Origin of the sequence: Muricauda sp. SCSIO 64092, from assembly GCF_023016285.1 — a bacterium.
In the GTDB taxonomy this organism is placed as follows: domain Bacteria; phylum Bacteroidota; class Bacteroidia; order Flavobacteriales; family Flavobacteriaceae; genus Croceivirga.
The window spans coordinates 1,038,642-1,055,647 of sequence record NZ_CP095413.1 but is presented as its reverse complement, the minus strand read 5'-3'; the positions used below and the strand labels follow the sequence as shown (position 1 = coordinate 1,055,647).

At 42.9% G+C, this 17,006-nt stretch carries 12 protein-coding genes; 6 read left to right on the top strand and 6 right to left on the bottom strand.

Going from position 1 to position 17,006, the window contains the following annotated elements; genetic code table 11:
* Positions 1-383: 383 nt before the first annotated feature.
* Positions 384-1,640: an NRAMP family divalent metal transporter gene (locus L0P88_RS04455; RefSeq protein ID WP_247133424.1), complete on the bottom strand. Its 1,257-nt coding sequence runs from the start codon at positions 1,638-1,640 to the stop codon at positions 384-386.
* A 150-nt stretch (positions 1,641-1,790) separates the two neighbouring features.
* Between L0P88_RS04455 and L0P88_RS04450 the strand changes: the two genes are divergently transcribed.
* Positions 1,791-2,801 carry an alpha/beta hydrolase gene (locus tag L0P88_RS04450; RefSeq protein ID WP_247133423.1) on the top strand — a complete coding sequence of 337 codons (1,011 nt, stop codon included), beginning with the start codon at positions 1,791-1,793 and terminating at the stop codon, positions 2,799-2,801.
* Positions 2,802-2,868: 67 nt separating this feature from the next.
* Here L0P88_RS04450 and L0P88_RS04445 read toward each other — a convergent pair whose 3' ends face one another.
* The gene (locus tag L0P88_RS04445; RefSeq protein WP_158778319.1) at positions 2,869-4,335 is read right to left on the bottom strand and encodes a sugar porter family MFS transporter; all 1,467 of its coding nucleotides are present in this window, start codon (positions 4,333-4,335) and stop codon (positions 2,869-2,871) included.
* 292 nt (positions 4,336-4,627) lie between these two features.
* Between L0P88_RS04445 and L0P88_RS04440 the strand changes: the two genes are divergently transcribed.
* From L0P88_RS04440 to L0P88_RS04430, 3 genes are read left to right on the top strand one after another with little or no spacing between them, the layout of a single operon-like run.
* The gene (locus L0P88_RS04440) at positions 4,628-5,554 is read left to right on the top strand and encodes a sugar phosphate isomerase/epimerase family protein (protein ID WP_247133422.1); all 927 of its coding nucleotides are present in this window, start codon (positions 4,628-4,630) and stop codon (positions 5,552-5,554) included.
* Positions 5,555-5,583: 29 nt separating this feature from the next.
* Complete coding sequence (locus tag L0P88_RS04435; protein WP_247133421.1) at positions 5,584-7,296, top strand: GMC oxidoreductase; 1,713 nt, start codon at positions 5,584-5,586, stop codon at positions 7,294-7,296.
* 5 nt (positions 7,297-7,301) lie between these two features.
* Complete coding sequence (locus L0P88_RS04430) at positions 7,302-7,877, top strand: gluconate 2-dehydrogenase subunit 3 family protein (RefSeq protein ID WP_247133420.1); 576 nt, start codon at positions 7,302-7,304, stop codon at positions 7,875-7,877.
* A 123-nt stretch (positions 7,878-8,000) separates the two neighbouring features.
* Here L0P88_RS04430 and L0P88_RS04425 read toward each other — a convergent pair whose 3' ends face one another.
* Positions 8,001-8,756: a hypothetical protein gene (locus L0P88_RS04425; RefSeq protein WP_247133419.1), complete on the bottom strand. Its 756-nt coding sequence runs from the start codon at positions 8,754-8,756 to the stop codon at positions 8,001-8,003.
* 297 nt (positions 8,757-9,053) lie between these two features.
* Between L0P88_RS04425 and L0P88_RS04420 the strand changes: the two genes are divergently transcribed.
* Both L0P88_RS04420 and L0P88_RS04415 read left to right on the top strand, forming a co-directional pair.
* A complete protein-coding gene (locus L0P88_RS04420; RefSeq protein ID WP_247133418.1) occupies positions 9,054-11,969 on the top strand; it encodes a GAF domain-containing protein in 2,916 nt (971 codons plus the stop codon).
* Positions 11,959-13,029 (top strand): ion channel, encoded by a 1,071-nt coding sequence (locus tag L0P88_RS04415; protein WP_247133417.1) that lies wholly within the window; start codon positions 11,959-11,961, stop codon positions 13,027-13,029. The genes L0P88_RS04420 and L0P88_RS04415 overlap by 11 nt, the downstream gene beginning before the upstream one ends.
* 256 nt (positions 13,030-13,285) lie before the next feature.
* Here L0P88_RS04415 and L0P88_RS04410 read toward each other — a convergent pair whose 3' ends face one another.
* The 3 genes from L0P88_RS04410 to L0P88_RS04400 form a co-directional block, all read right to left on the bottom strand.
* Positions 13,286-14,119: an alpha/beta hydrolase gene (locus L0P88_RS04410; RefSeq protein WP_247133416.1), complete on the bottom strand. Its 834-nt coding sequence runs from the start codon at positions 14,117-14,119 to the stop codon at positions 13,286-13,288.
* A 120-nt stretch (positions 14,120-14,239) separates the two neighbouring features.
* Positions 14,240-14,782 (bottom strand): multiprotein-bridging factor 1 family protein, encoded by a 543-nt coding sequence (locus L0P88_RS04405; RefSeq protein ID WP_247133415.1) that lies wholly within the window; start codon positions 14,780-14,782, stop codon positions 14,240-14,242.
* Between the two features lie 165 nt (positions 14,783-14,947).
* Positions 14,948-16,876, bottom strand: a complete 1,929-nt coding sequence (locus tag L0P88_RS04400; protein ID WP_247133414.1) for a S9 family peptidase — start codon at positions 16,874-16,876, stop codon at positions 14,948-14,950.
* Positions 16,877-17,006: the final 130 nt, after the last annotated feature.

Here is a 17,006-nt window from a genome sequence, read left to right as displayed (position 1 = left end):
TTTTTATAGTAAAACTGATAGAAAATCAAAAATAAATTATAGCCTATTCAATTCCATAATCCTATTAGGGAATCATCTATGGGGGATATTCTCATTTCAAACTTTGGGCAGTACTAAATATGTTGGCGAGTTTAGAAGTTATTTGGTACTCACCATTCTTTTTTTAACTATGGGCAATTTTAAATTTGAAGAATTAAGAGCCTGTTTGGGAATTTGTCAATTGTTTTCTTATGTCCTTTTTTGCACGGCACATCGTTGAAATTTTGGGCCATAACCATGGCTATGCCTTTCCATCGCCCCAACTCGCCCATAGCTTTCGCTATGTCGTGCCTCTTTCCGCACTAAAAATGGCCTGAAATTCCTAAACGGGCCCTAAGTCAACTTTAGGAAAAGAAGCTTATCCAGCAATAATAAAGTGCAAATGCACTGAGAAAGAATATGCCCAAATAGCTTAATATTCGTAAGGTTTTTCCTGGTTGGGACGTATGGGGAACGTCTTTGGAGATGATGGTTTTATGGTTCATCCAACCCAAAATGGGGGCAAAGACAAATGAAACGAATGTGGCCAAGGCTACAAGATTCCCCATATTGGCACCTAAAAGTGTAATGACCACCCAATTGATTACGGCCATAGTCAAAACTCCCAGGGTAAACGCCTTTTTGTTTTGGCCAAACCTATGGGTATCAAAAAGTTTATCCAAAACATCAAGACTTACACGTGTTATGGCATCATGGGCGGTCATGCAAGTACTGAACATGGTGGCAAATGCCGCTACGGCAATGAGAAAGTACGACCAGTTTCCTATATGTGCCGTAAATAGGGTGACTACCTGATCGGCAAAAACCACGGCATTTCCACTTAACTCGGTTTGGGTTCCGTATAAGGTTTTCCACCCAATCACCATAAAGAATACGGCTAAAGCGGTAGTCAAAAAATAACCAAGGTTGAATTCCTGTAAAGCCTGTTTGGTGGTGGGTGGTCGATCCATTGATTTTAATTTTTCCATACCCCAAAGGCTAACCCATCCAGAAGCCTCCACCGCTGTTGGCATCCAACCAATAAGTCCAATCAAAAACAGGACTCCGACTTCATCAAAAATAGGAGGGGGCGTAAAATCCGGAACAGGGGCAACCTGACCTTTATAAAATACCAGAACAGTGGTGATCAAAAGGGAGACAAACAGTATACTGACCACCAGCTTTAGTGAGTTCTCCAATAGCCGATAACGTCCAATGATCAGTACCAAACTAATTAGGGCAAATAATCCCAAAGCAATAATATGGACAGGAATGCCGGAAATTTTAAAAAGATTGGCAAAAAGCCCCGCCGTAACAATGTACAATGCCGCTAGGATGGTAAAAGTGGAAATGAGGGTAATAAAGGCATATAACCACAAGTAGCGTTTCCCAAGGTTTTGATAACCTTCAATAAGGCTTTTTTTAGTGACATTGGTGTAGCGAATACCAAATTCAAAAAAAGGGTACTTCAAAAGATTGGCAAGCAGGATCGGAACGATCATGATCCAACCGTACTGCGCGCCAGCTTTGGTGGACAGCACCAAATGGGATGTGCCAATGGCCATACTGGCAAATAAAAGTCCGGGTCCAAGGCTTTTGAGGAAACTATAAATTTTAGACAATTTGTTTAATTTTTGTTTAAATTTATTAGACAAAAATAAAGGAAAGTATAATTTTACGTAAAATTCGGCGGTCATGAAAGGGCCTGCCCTTAAGATTGGAAGGGGAAAGCCTATAGGAGTTAGTATTTGGATTGCCAATAAACAGTATGTATGAAATCATTGGTTACTGTATTGAAGGTTTTGGCAGGCACCGTTGGTGTTCTGGCCATTCTATATTTTTTGGGACCAAAAGTAGATTCACCAAATTTGGATAAATCGTTACCAGAAGTGCCTTCGAATCTATTGCAACTTGAGCAGATCATCCAAAAAAGGGAAGCGTCCCTAAAAAATATAAGACCTGACAACGAGGCTAGGATCATTTGGTCCGATAGTATTCCCACCAAGACGCCCTATAGCATCGTGTACCTACACGGCTGGTCTGCAAGTCAGGAAGAGGGCGACCCCATCCATAGGGAAACGGCCAAGCGATTTGGTTGTAATCTTTATTTGCCGAGACTTGCAGGACATGGTGTGCATGAGGAAGAGCCCATGTTGAATTTAACTGCCGACGCCGTTTTGGAATCCGCAAAAGAAGCTATTGCCATCGGGAAGCAATTGGGGGAAAAAGTGATTTTGATGGCTACCTCTACAGGGGGTACGTTGGCTTTACATCTCGCTGGGGGCGATCCAGATATTTCGGCCTTGCTTTTGTATTCGCCCAATATTGAAATTTTTGACCCCAATGCAAAACTATTGGCAAAACCTTGGGGACTGCAGTTGGCAAAGCTGGTCAAGGGAAGTGCTTACCATCAATTTGATACTGATATCGCTTTGAAAAATCAGTATTGGACCACCAAATACCGTTTGGAGGCGTTGACCCATCTGCAAATATTGATGGATAAAACCATGACTCCCGAAACGTTTCAACAAATAACACAACCGTTATTTCTCGGATACTATTACAAGGATGAAATCCATCAGGACAGTGTGGTTTCCGTAGGGGCAATGCTAAAAATGTTCGATTCTTTAGGGACTCCTGAAGGTAAAAAGGAAAAAGTTGCCTTTCCCAATGTAGGAGACCATGTGATGACATCGTACATTACCTCAAAGGACCTTGAATCCGTTAAAAGGGAGACCTTTCAATTCATGGAAGAAGTCGTGGAATTGGAACAGCTCAGATAATCCATTGTTCCAATTCCTAGCTGACAACTTTTGTATATTCCGTCTTTCCGGGAGATTGATTTCTTCGTCACCCCCCTGTTACGGCCTGCCTTTTTTCCTCTTCTTCCTGCTCGCGGGACATATCCTCCAAGCTTCGCCCCTTGGTTTCCTTAACCAGCGATTTGACGAAGAAGTAGGCTACAAAACCAAATAGTGCATAAACGCCATAAGAGAAACCGAGTCCTAAATAGTTCAACATGATGGGGAAGGTCATTGTTATGGCAAAGTTGGATCCCCATTGGGCGATACCGCAAACTGCCAAAGCAGCACCCCTGTATTGATTTGGGAACATTTCTCCCAGCATCACCCACATTACCGGACCCCAGGAGGCCGCAAAAAAGGCAATGTAAGCATTGGCGGCCAATAAGGCATAGGTTCCATTATTTCCCTCTAAAATAAGATTATTGGCGCTATCCACGGTTGCCGTACCAAAAAGATAGGCAAGGACACCCAACATTACGGCCTGTCCAATGGAACCTACCAATAACAAAGGTTTTCTACCTACCTTATCAATCAGGACTATGGCCACAAACGTGAAGAATATATTGACGCTTCCACTAATGACATTGGTCAGTAAAGCATCGGATTCTGCAAATCCTGCGGCTTGCCAAAGTGTGGCCCCATAATAAAAAATAACATTTATACCTGTAAGCTGTTGTAGTACCGCAATGCCAATGCCAATCCAAACCAATGGGTGGATTTTGCCGGTATACTTACTGATGATGTCGTTAAGTTTGGGACGGCTGTCTTCCCGTACCGTAGATTTTATATCTGCCACCTTGGCGGCCGCTTGAGTGGCATTGCTGATGGAAGCAAGCACTTTGGTCGCTTTTTCGGATTGATTGGAAGCGACCAAATACCTGGGTGATTCAGGGATGAAAATCAGCACAAGAACAAATATGGCTGCCGGCAATATTTCTGCCCAAAACATCCATGACCAGGTTTGAAATCCCCACCAGAGCTCGGCATCCGCACTACCGGAAGACCCCGCAAGTAAATAATTGCTCATAAATGCCATAAAGAGCCCGATTACAATCATGAGTTGCTGTAATGTGGCCAGTCGGCCCCTTATTTTCGAAGGTGCAATTTCACTGATGTAAAGTGGTGCCAATATACTGGCCGCACCTACGGCCAACCCACCAATCAATCTATAAATCACAAATTCCAATGAACCTTGGGAGATACCTGAACCCCATGCGCTAATGATAAAAAGGACACCTGCGGTCAACATCATGGGTTTTCTCCCGAACCGGTCAGCCAGTGTGCCAGCAAAAAATGCCCCCACAACACATCCCAAAAGTACCGAGGCAACATTAAATCCCGTACCTGTTGCATCCGAGTTGAATGCCGATTGTAAGGCATCTACCGTACCGTTTATTACTCCACTGTCAAACCCAAATAAAAATCCGCCTATCGCGGCCACAAATGCCAGAAAGATGACCTTGGGTAAATTATAACTCTCCGTTGGAATGGATTCATGTTGTTGATCGCTCATTTTGTTTAGAAATTAGTTGGTTGTTCTGTTGCCCGCATAGGGCTTTTTTTGCCATTGAGCCATAGCTCAATTTTAATTTGCGGTAGTGAATATAATCGTTTATTTTACTATTACCTAATCGCAGGAGAATCCAATCGTATTTTTATTTTATCCCTATATTGGGTGTGAAGGTTGGACTTTAAAGTGGCAAAAGTGGCGTTATCCCTAGATGATCTTTAGTATTGGCTTTGTGGTCGGAATTATTTTCTATCTTACAAAACCAATCGTTTTTGGAAGTTAACATTTCTACCCAATGCGTGACGATAGCAATCGCCGAAACTTTATTAAAAATACCGCTTTCCTATCCCTCGGGAGTTTATTGCTCCCCAAAACTGTTTTAGGCTTTGATAAAATCAATACGACCAAAGTGAAGCTCTGTGGCCATCTTTGGATTTATGCCAGCAATTATCCTCCCAATTGGGACTGCAGTCCCATATTGGAGCAGGTCTTTTCGGATATGTCCTACGCAGGTCTTTATGGAGTGGAGCTGATGGAAGTGGTGTTGCGTCCAGATGACGCAGTCACCCGGATTTCCGAATATTCAAAAAGGCACCGTATCAATGTATCCGGCTCGTCGTATGGTGTTGGATTTCAAATGTGCGATAGGCAACAACATCCAAAAATTTGGAAGGATATCCAATTGGTCGTACCTAGATTGGCCAAGCTGGGCGGGGAGACTTTTGGTATTTCGGTTGGCGGTATGGGTCGTAAGAAAACGGAATTGGAACTGGACGACCAAGCCGAACTGTTAAAGAAAATCATTGGGCTTTGCGAGGCGTATGGTATTCAGCCCAATCTCCATAACCATACCTATGAGGTAGAACACGATTTACATGATCTTAAGGGAACACTGGAGAGAATTCCGGAAGCCAAACTGGGTTCGGATATCAATTGGTTGATCAGGGCCGGCGTAGATCCAGTTGAATTCATCCTAACCTATGGCGATAAATTCGTGTACCTGCACATTAGGGACCAGTACGATAATGGCGAATGGACGGAATATGTTGGGCAGGGAACCACTGATTTCAATGCCATAGGAAAGGCTTTGAAGGCAAAAGGGTTCCATGGAATGGCGGGAATAGAATTGGCTTTTCCAAACGATTTTGAGCCCGAATTTCCCTTAAAGGAAGATTGGAAAAAGAGTCGGGAATATGTACAACGGGCTTTTAATTGGAGCTAGGGCCCATCTTATAGGAATTGACAAAAACTATGAAATACAGTTCGCTAAAAGTTAATGCAAAGGGAAAAGAACAACATACCTATGATGCCATAGTCATTGGTTCGGGAATAAGTGGAGGTTGGGCAGCCAAGGAATTGTGCGAAAAAGGATTAAAAACATTGGTTTTGGAACGCGGTAGGATGGTAGAGCACCGAAAGGATTATCCTACGGCTACAAAACACCTTTGGGAATTGCCTTATCGGAATCGATTGACCTATGAACAGATCAGGGAAAATCCCATTTTAAGTCGGTGTTATGCCTATGAACAAGCGACCGAACATTTTTTTGTAAAGGATAAGGAGCATCCCTACATTCAGAAAAAGCCGTTTGACTGGATCAGGGGATATCAGGTAGGAGGAAAGTCCTTGCTTTGGGCACGTTGGACGCAACGATGGAGCGATTTGGATTTTGAGGCCAATGCCAGGGAAGGGATCGCCATTGATTGGCCAATTCGGTACCGGGATATTGCGCCTTGGTACAGTTATGTGGAAAGATTTGCAGGAATTAGCGGTAATAGGGATGGATTGCCCCAAATTCCGGATGGGGAGTTTTTGCCCCCCATGGAAATGAACTGTGCAGAGGATTATTTTAAGGATCAGTTAAAGACCCATTATACGGACCGTCATCTGGTCATTTCCCGAACGGCGAACCTCACCCGCCCCCATTTGGGAAGGGGCCCGTGTCAGCATCGGGATCTGTGTTACAGGGGCTGTCCTTTTGGAGGATATTTTAGCAGTAATTCGGCTACACTTCCTGCCGCTGAAAAAACGGGAAACCTAACCATTCGCCCCTTTTCCGTGGTACATTCCATTATTTATGATGAAAATACCCAAAAAGCAAAAGGGGTGCGTATTGTCGATACCAACACCAAGGAAACCACCGAATTCTTTTCCAAAATAGTTTTCTTGAATGCAGCTACTTTAAATTCCACCTTGGTATTGATGAATTCCAAATCATCTTGTTTTCCCAATGGTCTGGGCAATGACAGTGGGGAATTGGGCCACAATTTAATGGATCACAACTATAATGCGCGGGTAGAAGCCACTTTGGAAGGTTTTGAGGATAAATCCCCCTTTGGTAAACGCCCAACGGGAACCTACCTGCCCCGGTTTAGGAACTTTGGCCAGGACAGGCAATCCAATTTCTCCAGGGGTTATGCCTATTCCGTTGGGGGTTCAAGACGTCCGGGATCGGAACAGGGCGAGGCCATGATCGGAACCGAACTGAAAAAGGACTTGACAAACCTGGGACCATGGAAGATAGAGATGACCGGGATGGGCGAATGTCTTCCCTATCATGAAAATAAGGTAAGCTTGAGCAAAACCGAAAAAGACGACTGGGATATGCCCTTGCTGGAGATAGATGCGGAGTACAAAACCAATGAATTGAATATGCAAAAGGATATGGTGGACTCGGCCATTGAGATGTTACAAAAAGCAAACTTGAAGGATATCGAAGAGATTCCTATGAACCGTAACTTTGGATTGAATATCCATGAAATGGGTACGGCAAGGATGGGTAAAAACCCAAAAACATCCGTTTTGAACCCTTACAATCAGGTATGGGGCTGTGAGAATGTATTTGTAACGGATGGTTCCTGCATGACGTCCAGTGCCTGTCAAAACCCATCATTGACCTATATGGCCATTACGGCAAGGGCCGCGGACCACGCTGTAAAGGAACTGAAAAAACAAAACCTATGACCACCATGGATAGAAAAGGTTTTTTACAGCAGTTGACGTTGTTAGGTGGCTGCACTTTGATGGCACCTACCGTTTTGTTACAATCCTGTAGGGTGGAACCAAGAATCTGGAGCAGTCTGTCCGCTAAGGACATCGCACTGTTGGATGAACTGGGGGAAACCATTTTACCAAAGACCGAGGGGCAACCAGGAGCCAAGGAAATGGAAATAGGCAAGTATGTGGTTGAAGTGGTCAATGCCTGTTTGTCCCCCGAAGATCGGGATACCTTCCTTTATGGCCTAACTTCCATTGATGCCAATAGTATTGCCGATTTCGGAAGACCCTTTGAGGATTTGGACGAAGAAGGTCGGTATGACATACTAAAAGCCTTGCAGGATGAAGCGGTCGCCTTTAACGAACAACAGCAAGGGAAACTTGAGCCGGAAATCCATTATTTCTCCCTCTTAAAGGAATTGGTTATCACGGGTTATTTCACCTCAAAAACAGTAATGACCGAAGTATTCGATTACCATCCCATTCCAGGCAAGTACGAAGGATGCGTGGATTTTAATGTCGCGAAAGACAAACCGTATAAAGGGTAGTGGTGCCATGAATTTGGTAATTTTCCACAGGGGACTTCTAGGCTTCCGGATGTTTTCAATATATGGGGAGCCAGTGGGTTGGATATCCAATCCATTGCAACCCTTTCTGCATGCAATGATGCATCAATTACACGATTCTTTGTTACTAAAATTGGTTGCAAGTGATACGGCGTCATTCTCCGCAATGGTTTCCCGGTGCAGCAATATTCTATCTATGGCATGGAAGTCGGATCGGGCAGAAACCTCCAATACGTAGATTCCCGCAGTTTCAAAGCTGACGTAGATATCATGTGCATCGTGATCGGAAGTTCTGGCCTGCCATTTAAATGCATTGTCATCCCCACTTCGGTAAATCTTAAACCATCCATCCTTTGAAGCACCATTGGGATTTGGCTGCTTACCGGAACCATTCGGATAGACAACACTACCATCGTTTTTCATTCCAAAAAAGTCATCGGCATCCGGGAACCTTAACCAGGAATCGTTGTGCTCTGTTCCATTGTCCCCCCTTCTGTAGGAAGACTTCCAATTAAACCTGTAGACTCCGGTATTGGAAATCCGTATTGGAAAAGTAACCATGCCGTTACCGGGGTCACCCATGCTTGGATTACCCTCCCATTGCATATATCCGTCCCCAGAAACATCGGAAACATCATTTTTCAATACCCAGCCTTGGGGAAACTCATTGTTCTCAAATTCTATGGAAACGATACCATTACTTTCCTCAAAAACAAATCCAATGGAAGCTGGGCAATTGCTCCCAGTATTGGATTCTTGTCCAGAATTGTCTTCGGTCAATGGATCTTCCAGAGTGTTATCCTCGCTACTACAGGACAATAGTAGCAAAACAATGGTAAGGGGTAGGTATATGATTCGCATGGGACTAGGGTTTATGCTGGCAACGCATGTGGGGAATGTATATTGTCCGGAAGGTTCAACATTCGATAAAAATCAACCCAGCTGTGCATTTGGTCGGGAAATCTGAGATTCCAAAAGAGGATTCAAACAAAATACCCCTAATAATCGAAAGGCTGACAGGGGTATACCTGTCCACCAATGAAGCAGGTAGGTTTTAGCTTTTGTTGGCGTATTTTTTAATCAAACCCTACGCTGAAGAATCCCCCAGATATCAAAGTCCTTGGCTTTTTTTAACTTTAGGAGTCTTTCTCTTGGCTCATGAGGTTCAAAATCTTCATTCTTATTTTCTCCTTGGCCATACATTCCGTTTATGCGCAAAAGTTTAAATATGCCCATTACCATGGGGAGGAGGTGCCGTTTCAAAGTGTAAACCATGTTGTTCAGGATGGTAGGGGATTTATGTGGTTGGCCACCGATCAAGGTTTATATCGATTTGATGGCCATACTTTTGACGACTATAACACCACTTTGAGAAGCAAAACGATCAGGAATTTTGTTTCGTGGGATGAAAATACCCTATTCTTTACCAACGATACTGGAATCCATAGTATTATCAATACCAATGGACGGCCACAAATACGCTCGTTTGATATAAATGCCAATTTACACTACCCCACAACCCTATTTAAGGATAGCCGAAAAAGATTGTGGACGGGACAAATGGATGGTTCCATACTACTGTTTTCCGATGCTATGGACACTATGGACAGATTTGACCTCGTATCCGGGGAAAAAGTGCCCAAAGTGGTCTTTGGTGAAGACCCGTTCCATACCCTATGGGTGTTGGTGCCCGAACATGGATTGTTCTATTTTGACGAAACGACACAAAAATTTCAAGCCGCCAAAAATTATGAATCCGGCTATGACTTCCTCATAGCAGGGAATGCCATTTGGTTGGTAGGCGATCGGTTGGAAAAATTTGAGGTTACCCGCAACCATACGATTACCAATAAGCAACTGTTTTTTTCGGACAGGAAATTTCGGAACATCACCATGAATGGGCACGGGACGCTATTCTTAAATTCGGAATCTACCCTATACACGCTTCAAGTCCAAGAAGGTACAGCGCAATTATCGAAGGTCTTTGGTGCCAATGACCCGCACCGTGTGGAGAATCTCTCTTTTGGAACGATAAACCATTTGCAGTTTACCGAAAGTGAGGCTGGACTTGATGATATCATTTGGGTATGTACCGATAAGGGCCTTACCTTGTTATGGTCCAGTTTTTTTCAAAGCGTGTCCGGTCTGGGCCATGATAATATTAGGGCGATGAATTCGACCCCGGAAGGACCGGTTTTAATTTCCCAGGGTACGGTCTCCAGGATTTATGGTAAGGGTATGGCAAAGGGATTCGAGAAAGTTGATGACCTTAACGATATTGTGGGAATTGGTTCCATAGAGGATAAGGTTTGGTATGGTTCAGCTGAGGGGATGATATTTCAATATCAGGGTAACGAATTGAAAAGGACCTATGATTTAGGTCAACGTGGGAGCGGGGTGTTCTTTATTTATGCGGACCATAATGACAATCTATGGGTCTGTCAGGCCCCCTCCGATAGGCCGGTGGTTGGAGCCGCACGTATCGATTCCAAAGGTAATTTTAGTGAATATGGCAGGGATAAGGGTTTTGACAATCGAATCTTGGTGATGCGGGAAGGTGGGAAAAACGAATTGTACGCGGCGGGCATTGGCGTAGCCTCTTATCTGTATAAATACGACCCATCATCGGATCGATTTCAAAACAAGAGTCTTCCCTTTCCATTTAAGGTGAGCGGTAATTTTGAAGTACACGATATGGCCGTGGACCGTTTGGGTATTGTATGGCTCGCTACTACCGATGGACTGTTAAAGTATGACACGGAAACCATACGAAAGGTCGATCTTGGAGGGTTCACCCATAACGAGGTGAGATCTATTACCGCCATGCCCAATGGTGCACTTTGGTTGGCTACGGATACCAATGGACTTATTCATTTGGATGGGCAGGGCAATTATGTGGTTTTTGATGAGGTCAGTGGAACGCCGTCCAAGATTTCCTCATACCGCTGTATGGTGCTTTTTGATAATTCACAACTCTGGGTAGGCACTCCCGAGGGGGTTGTGTATTCCTCGCAGGTTCATCCAAGGCCCTATCAAACCAAAACACCGATTTTAAAAAAGGGGGTGGTGGATAATGTCGAGATTAAAGAAAATGAATCAATTCAACTAAAAGAAACACAGAAAACCACGCTTTCCATGGCGACACTCACTTTCCCAAGTGATGATGTTAGGTATCAATATAAAATTTTTGAAAACAGTTTGTCAAAAGAAGACGTTGAGGATATTGGATGGAGCGCAACCAATACCACGGAATTAGCGTTGGAAGGACTCAATGGGGGGAGCTACACCTTATGGGTACGGGGTCAAAAATCCGGGGGGTTTCAATGGAGTACACCTTTGTCCATACCCGTTGAGGTAATTCCAAAATGGTATCGTACTTGGTGGGGGATAGGCTTGCAGGTTGCTTTGGGATTTTATTTCTTTTGGTTCTTTGCAAGGCGCTGGGTACTCAAAAAAGTGGGGGGATTGCAAGCTTCCTTGTCGCAAAAACAAAAAGAGCTTGAAGAAATGGAGGCTGAACTGGTCGTTAAGAGTAGTGCCCTGCAACAGAAAAAAAATGAGTTGAAAAGCGCTGGGGTGAACAGCTATTTGTTGCACAGATTGATCAGGCAAATTCCCAAAGATCCGCATTGGAACGTTATATTGCCCATTCTGAGCAAACTGGTGGAGCTGCCCACGCGAATGGATTTGTTCGAAATAGGGTATAAAAAAGGGGAAGTGATTGGGTACAAAGGGTACCAAAGGGGAAATCCGGATATGTTGACAAGGGAAGAAGTATTCGATGAAAAGAACAATTTGCCCAGTTATGTATTGGTTACCGATAAACCCCTTGTAATCAATGATTGTGACAAAGAAGTGCGCCATTATATAAGCCAACACGATAACCATGGGTATTTTTCAAGACTGTATGTGCCTTTTGAACAAAAAAAGGGCAACACCCTGGTTTTTTGTGTCTATTCCAAGGAAAAAAATGTGTTTTCACAGCAGACCATGGCTTTGCTGGGGATTCTGGTTCGGTTTTTAGCCCTAAATGTGGTGGATGAACTACAATACCATAACAAAGATGTATCGTAACATAGTTCTTTTGGTATCCTTTCTATTGGGAGGTTTGGGTCTCGCCCAAACACCGCAGGATGCACTACGAATCGGAGTCTATATCGATCCTCCTTTTGTGGTGAAGGGTTCTGAGGGGTATACGGGAGTGTCCATCGATCTTTGGGAACGTATTGTATCCGAAATGGATGTTCCCTACGAATACGTGGAACATAGTGATGCCGTAAGCATTGTCCGTTCGTTGGACTATGAAGAGTTGGACATTGCCATTAATCCCCTGAGCAACAGTCCCAGCAGGGTTGAGCGGTTTCAGGTGAGTCACCCCTTCTACGTTTCCAGTTTGGGCGTTTCGACGACCGTAAACAGTCAAAGTCAGTTTCAAATTTTCATCAACAACTTTTTTTCCCGTGATTTTTTGAATATCGTACTGCTCCTGCTGGTCATTTTGCTCACCTTTGGTACCATTCTATGGTTTGTGGAACGCAAGGCAAATAAATACCAGTTTAGACCAGGTGTAAAGGGACTTTTTGATGGCCTTTGGTGGGCTGCGGTAACCATGACCACGGTGGGGTATGGCGATAAGGCGCCCAAAACACATTTGGGAAAAACAATTGCCATTGTGTGGATGTTTACGGCCATTATCATCATTTCCGGATTTACGGCGACCATTGCCTCAACATTAACCGTAAACACGCTGGAAGCGGACATCAATGGTTTGGAAGACCTTCAAAATATTCGGGATATAGGCGTTGTAGGCGCTTCGGATGCGGAACTTTTTTTACAAAAACACGGGTTGCAACCCGCGGAGGTATACAGAACCCCATTACAGGCCCTAAGGGCCTTGTCCCGGAGGAAAATTGAGGTACTGGTTTCCGATAGGACCACCACCGAATATTTGATACAGACCAACGATATGCAGGATAACATACGGTCCCTACCGTTTACGTTTCAAAAGCAGTACCGCAGTTTTATCATGGCGAAGAATCAACCTTACTTTAATGAGGTCAACAAACAGTTGATCAGGCAAATTCAATCGGTATCCTGGGATGAAGTATTAAAGAAATATGGGTTGGACGAGTAATTGACGAAATGGAAATAAGATAAGATGCTATTTGTTCAACAATGATATGTCCTTTCATAGGACACCTTGTTACCAACAGCCCTTTTAGTTTTCATCCATCAAAAGTCAGCCGAGGGCTGAACGTGCCCTAGCGAGCTCGTGTATGAGGCGTTGGGCATTTCAAAGCATTTCACTGTTGGGCAGATAAAGAGTTTTGTAATATACCGGCTTACAGTTTAATTATTTGTTGACCAATGATTTATGCACAATGTTGTGCTTAGTTTTTCAGTATCCAATCTAAACCGATAGGCGCAGTTAGAAAAGGATTACTTGAATGGTTTGCTTGTGGGAAATATATGCCTTTAAAAATCACTTTAGAAGGGTTCTTGTCGATAATATTGATGGTAATGTCATAAGCATTTTTCATTTTTTCAACTTCTAGATTACCCATGGTCAAGAAAAGTCTGGAAGGAATTGTGTCCTTATCTTGAATGAAATCCGAGAATACTTTTGCAAATAGATTGTTCTCTCTCCATAGCGCGGGACTTAAGGCAAGATGACCATTGAAAAGTTCTGGCTTCTCCATTAAGGAATACATCACCATTAACCCTTCCCGTGAGTGTCCAACAGCTATTCTTTCTGAGGATGTATGATAGTTTTTCCCAATAAGGGGAATTACTTCTGTCTGGACAAAATCCAAATATTGATCTGCTTTGCCAAGAGGTGAATCAACTTCGTCCAAATCTTGTTTTAAAAATGGGGGTGTTAAGTCCCTTTGCCTGGTTTTTTGACTAATGTTGGGCACGCCAACTACTATGATTGGTTTGGAATTTGCAGTACGGATTAATAAGTCAAGATCGTTTGCAACGGAGTAGGTTAAAGAGTTACCCCCAAATATGTAAACCACAGGATAACGTGTTGTTCCATCCTCATTGTAACCTCTTGGGGTTTTGACTATTATTTCCCGTTCCTCAGATAGTATTTTTGATGCTATTTTATATGAGTCATAGGTGTCTGGAGTATCAGAAGTGTCAATTACATACACCGTAATTACAACAGACAACACAATAGAAAACAGAAACAAAAGAGAGATAAGAAGTATTTTTTTCATGTTTCATGATTTTTTACTTTTTGACAAAGGAAGGATCTTCAATGAAAAGATTGAAAAATTACACACGCCATTTAGGCGTCATTTAAACGACACATCTTTACGGTGCAGGGAATGTGTATACTATATTAAACTGTCTATGGATTTGCGATTTAAGACTTTTAACGTGTACCAGAGATTAATGAGGGAGTAGAAACAATAAATTGGAACATATATTGGTAAGAACTTTATGGCTGTTGGAATATCAAGGCTTCTTAAAATCATAGCTGTTACCACTACAAGTATTGGAATGGCCAAACAACCCGTGATTAAGTTAAGGTATATGATGTCCCTTACTGAACTGTCATGAACCTTATGTAGATCTTTTTGATAATTCCAATAGATAAATGCAGCGATTGAATAAAATAGGGGTAAGCAGAGAGATGAGATAAAAACCCATTTCAAGAAACGATAGCTATTATCCGAATTTGGCATTTTATGTTCCGGGGAATTGTTGTTGATTCCTAAAGCTTCTTCTATTTTTCTTATTGTATATGCCCTAGGGGCGACCTTCCCATTTTCAATGCGTTGAATGGTTCTTAATGAAATACCCGTTTTATCCGATAGCTCCTTTTGAGTAATTCTATTATTGACTCTTGCATTGCTGATGTATTCAAACTTATTCATTCAACAAGGAAAGTTTTAAGGGCATTAAGCACAACGAACAATTATATACGGAGTATTGGCATAAGGACCATTCCTCCATATAAAATGTTGGCCATGGTTTTAGTACCTCAGTTTTCATTTTTTGAATTCTTTCAACCCATAGCACGCTGATCCAATTGCCCCTATTTATTTCTTGACATCCTTTACGGTCTCCTGTAACCATTTAAAGAATTCCCTCTGCCAGACCAAGCTGTTTTGAGCCGAAAGCACCCAGTGGTTTTCTTCCGGGAAAAACAGAAGTCTCGATTGTATACCTTGCAATTGTGCAGCCTGAAAAGCTTCCAATCCCTGGCCAATGGGTACCCTAAAATCCTTTCCTCCTTGAATAATAAGAATAGGGGTATCCCATTTATCAACAAAATTTATCGGATTGAATTCGGCATAGGTTTTTTGGGCAGCAGCATTTTCTTTGTCCCAATATGCTCCACCAAGATCCCAATTCACAAAAAATAATTCCTCAGTGGTTCCATACATCGACCTCCAATTGAAAATACCATCGTGTGATATAAATGATTGAAACCTACCTTCATGTCTTGAAGCCAAATAAAAAACGGAGTATCCCCCATAACTTGCGCCAACGCAACCCAATCTATCGGTATCCACATAGGGTTCTTTGGCAATGGCATCAATGGCAGAAAGGTAATCGTCCATATTTTGCCCACCATAATCCTTTGAGATTTGTTCATTCCATTCAACTCCATGACCGGGCATGCCCCTTCTATTGGGGGCAACGATAATGTAGCCATTTGCAGCCATCAATTGAAAGTTCCATCGGAACGAATAAAATTGGGACAAAGCACCTTGGGGCCCACCTTGACAATAGAGTAGGGTAGGGTATTTTTTAGTGGGGTCAAAATCCGGGGGATAAATCACCCAGGTAACCATATCCTTTCCATCTGTTGTTTTGACCATTCTCTTTTCTATCTTGGACATTTTGATGTCTTCATAGACTTCATTGTTTGCTTTGGACAATTGTTGCATTGCACCGGTTTCGATATTCAGATTATAAATCTCAGTGGCATGGTTCATATCCCTTCTGTACACAATTAAATGTTCCCCGCTTTGCCCTATGATCCCATTTACATCAAATTGACCCTCAGAAATTTGTTTGGGTTTTGACTTGGTTCCGCTACCAACCGGAACATCGATTTGAAAGGCTTGGACCGTGCCACCAACTGGAGCGTTATAATAAATCTTTGATCCATCTCCACTCCAAATAAAGCCATTGACCATGCCATCCCAATCTTTGGTGAGATTCACGTCTCCATTAGGTAGTCTAACGATGATATCATTTTTATCGGATTCATAGCCATCCCTTTCCATTTGCAACCAAGCGAGGGTGCCTTTGGAAGAAAATGCAGGATGTGTATCGTACCCTCTATTGTTCGCTGTTAGGTTTTTTGTTTGTTTTGTTTCCAGGTTATATTCATAGATATCTGAATTGGTGCTGACGGCATATTCGGTGCCCGCCAATTTTTTAGTGACGTACAAAACGCTTTTGGAATCGGGACTCCATATATAATCTTCATCACCTCCAAATGGTTTCTGCGGACAGTCAAAAGGTTCTCCCTCCATCAAATCAATTCCACTGTCCAGGGTATCGGTTGCAGATTGTAGCATGACATGGCTGTAGGATCCATCTTCCCAGGTGTCCCAGTGTCTGTAGTTGAGTTGATTATAGATGTAAACATTTGAATTAGGGACATCATCATAATGATCTAGGCCACTTACGTTCTGAAGTTTCACTTCTTTGGCCATCAATTTCCATTTTCCATCCGGGGATAGATTTTTGTCCCTCACCAGCTTTCCACCATCATCCAATGACTGCGGGTCTCCACCGTGTACGGAAACTGAAAATGTCCTGCTCGAGCGTGTATTCGTCTTTAGATCAAAAGAGGATGTTTTGTAAACTACCTGTGACCCATCATTGGTTAGGCCCACAGCAGAAACCCTATTTAATTCAATGAGCTGCTCCGGTGTCATTACTTTGGATTGGCTGATTCCAAAAGTTATCATGCCGGTGCTAAAAAGTAGTACGATTAAGTTTTTTTTCATGATCATAGTGTTGCGATTAGAGTTGTCCTAAAAATAGATTCGTTTCCATTGTATTTTGAATGCCATACCACGTTTGGTATATGAAGTGTAACGACCAAATGGGAGCGATGATTTCATATATAGGGTTAGC

What these genes read in the sequence shown, in the direction of transcription:
- L0P88_RS04450 (WP_247133423.1), top strand. Translation starts at nt 1,791, where the DNA reads ATGAAATCATTGGTTACTGTATTGAAGGTTTTGGCAGGCACCGTTGGT.
- L0P88_RS04445 (WP_158778319.1), bottom strand. Translation starts at nt 4,335, where the DNA reads ATGAGCGATCAACAACATGAATCCATTCCAACGGAGAGTTATAATTTA.
- L0P88_RS04440 (WP_247133422.1), top strand. Translation starts at nt 4,628, where the DNA reads ATGCGTGACGATAGCAATCGCCGAAACTTTATTAAAAATACCGCTTTC.
- L0P88_RS04435 (WP_247133421.1), top strand. Translation starts at nt 5,584, where the DNA reads ATGAAATACAGTTCGCTAAAAGTTAATGCAAAGGGAAAAGAACAACAT.
- L0P88_RS04430 (WP_247133420.1), top strand. Translation starts at nt 7,302, where the DNA reads ATGGATAGAAAAGGTTTTTTACAGCAGTTGACGTTGTTAGGTGGCTGC.
- L0P88_RS04425 (WP_247133419.1), bottom strand. Translation starts at nt 8,756, where the DNA reads ATGCGAATCATATACCTACCCCTTACCATTGTTTTGCTACTATTGTCC.
- L0P88_RS04420 (WP_247133418.1), top strand. Translation starts at nt 9,054, where the DNA reads ATGAGGTTCAAAATCTTCATTCTTATTTTCTCCTTGGCCATACATTCC.
- L0P88_RS04415 (WP_247133417.1), top strand. Translation starts at nt 11,959, where the DNA reads ATGTATCGTAACATAGTTCTTTTGGTATCCTTTCTATTGGGAGGTTTG.
- L0P88_RS04410 (WP_247133416.1), bottom strand. Translation starts at nt 14,119, where the DNA reads ATGAAAAAAATACTTCTTATCTCTCTTTTGTTTCTGTTTTCTATTGTG.
- L0P88_RS04405 (WP_247133415.1), bottom strand. Translation starts at nt 14,782, where the DNA reads ATGAATAAGTTTGAATACATCAGCAATGCAAGAGTCAATAATAGAATT.
- L0P88_RS04400 (WP_247133414.1), bottom strand. Translation starts at nt 16,876, where the DNA reads ATGAAAAAAAACTTAATCGTACTACTTTTTAGCACCGGCATGATAACT.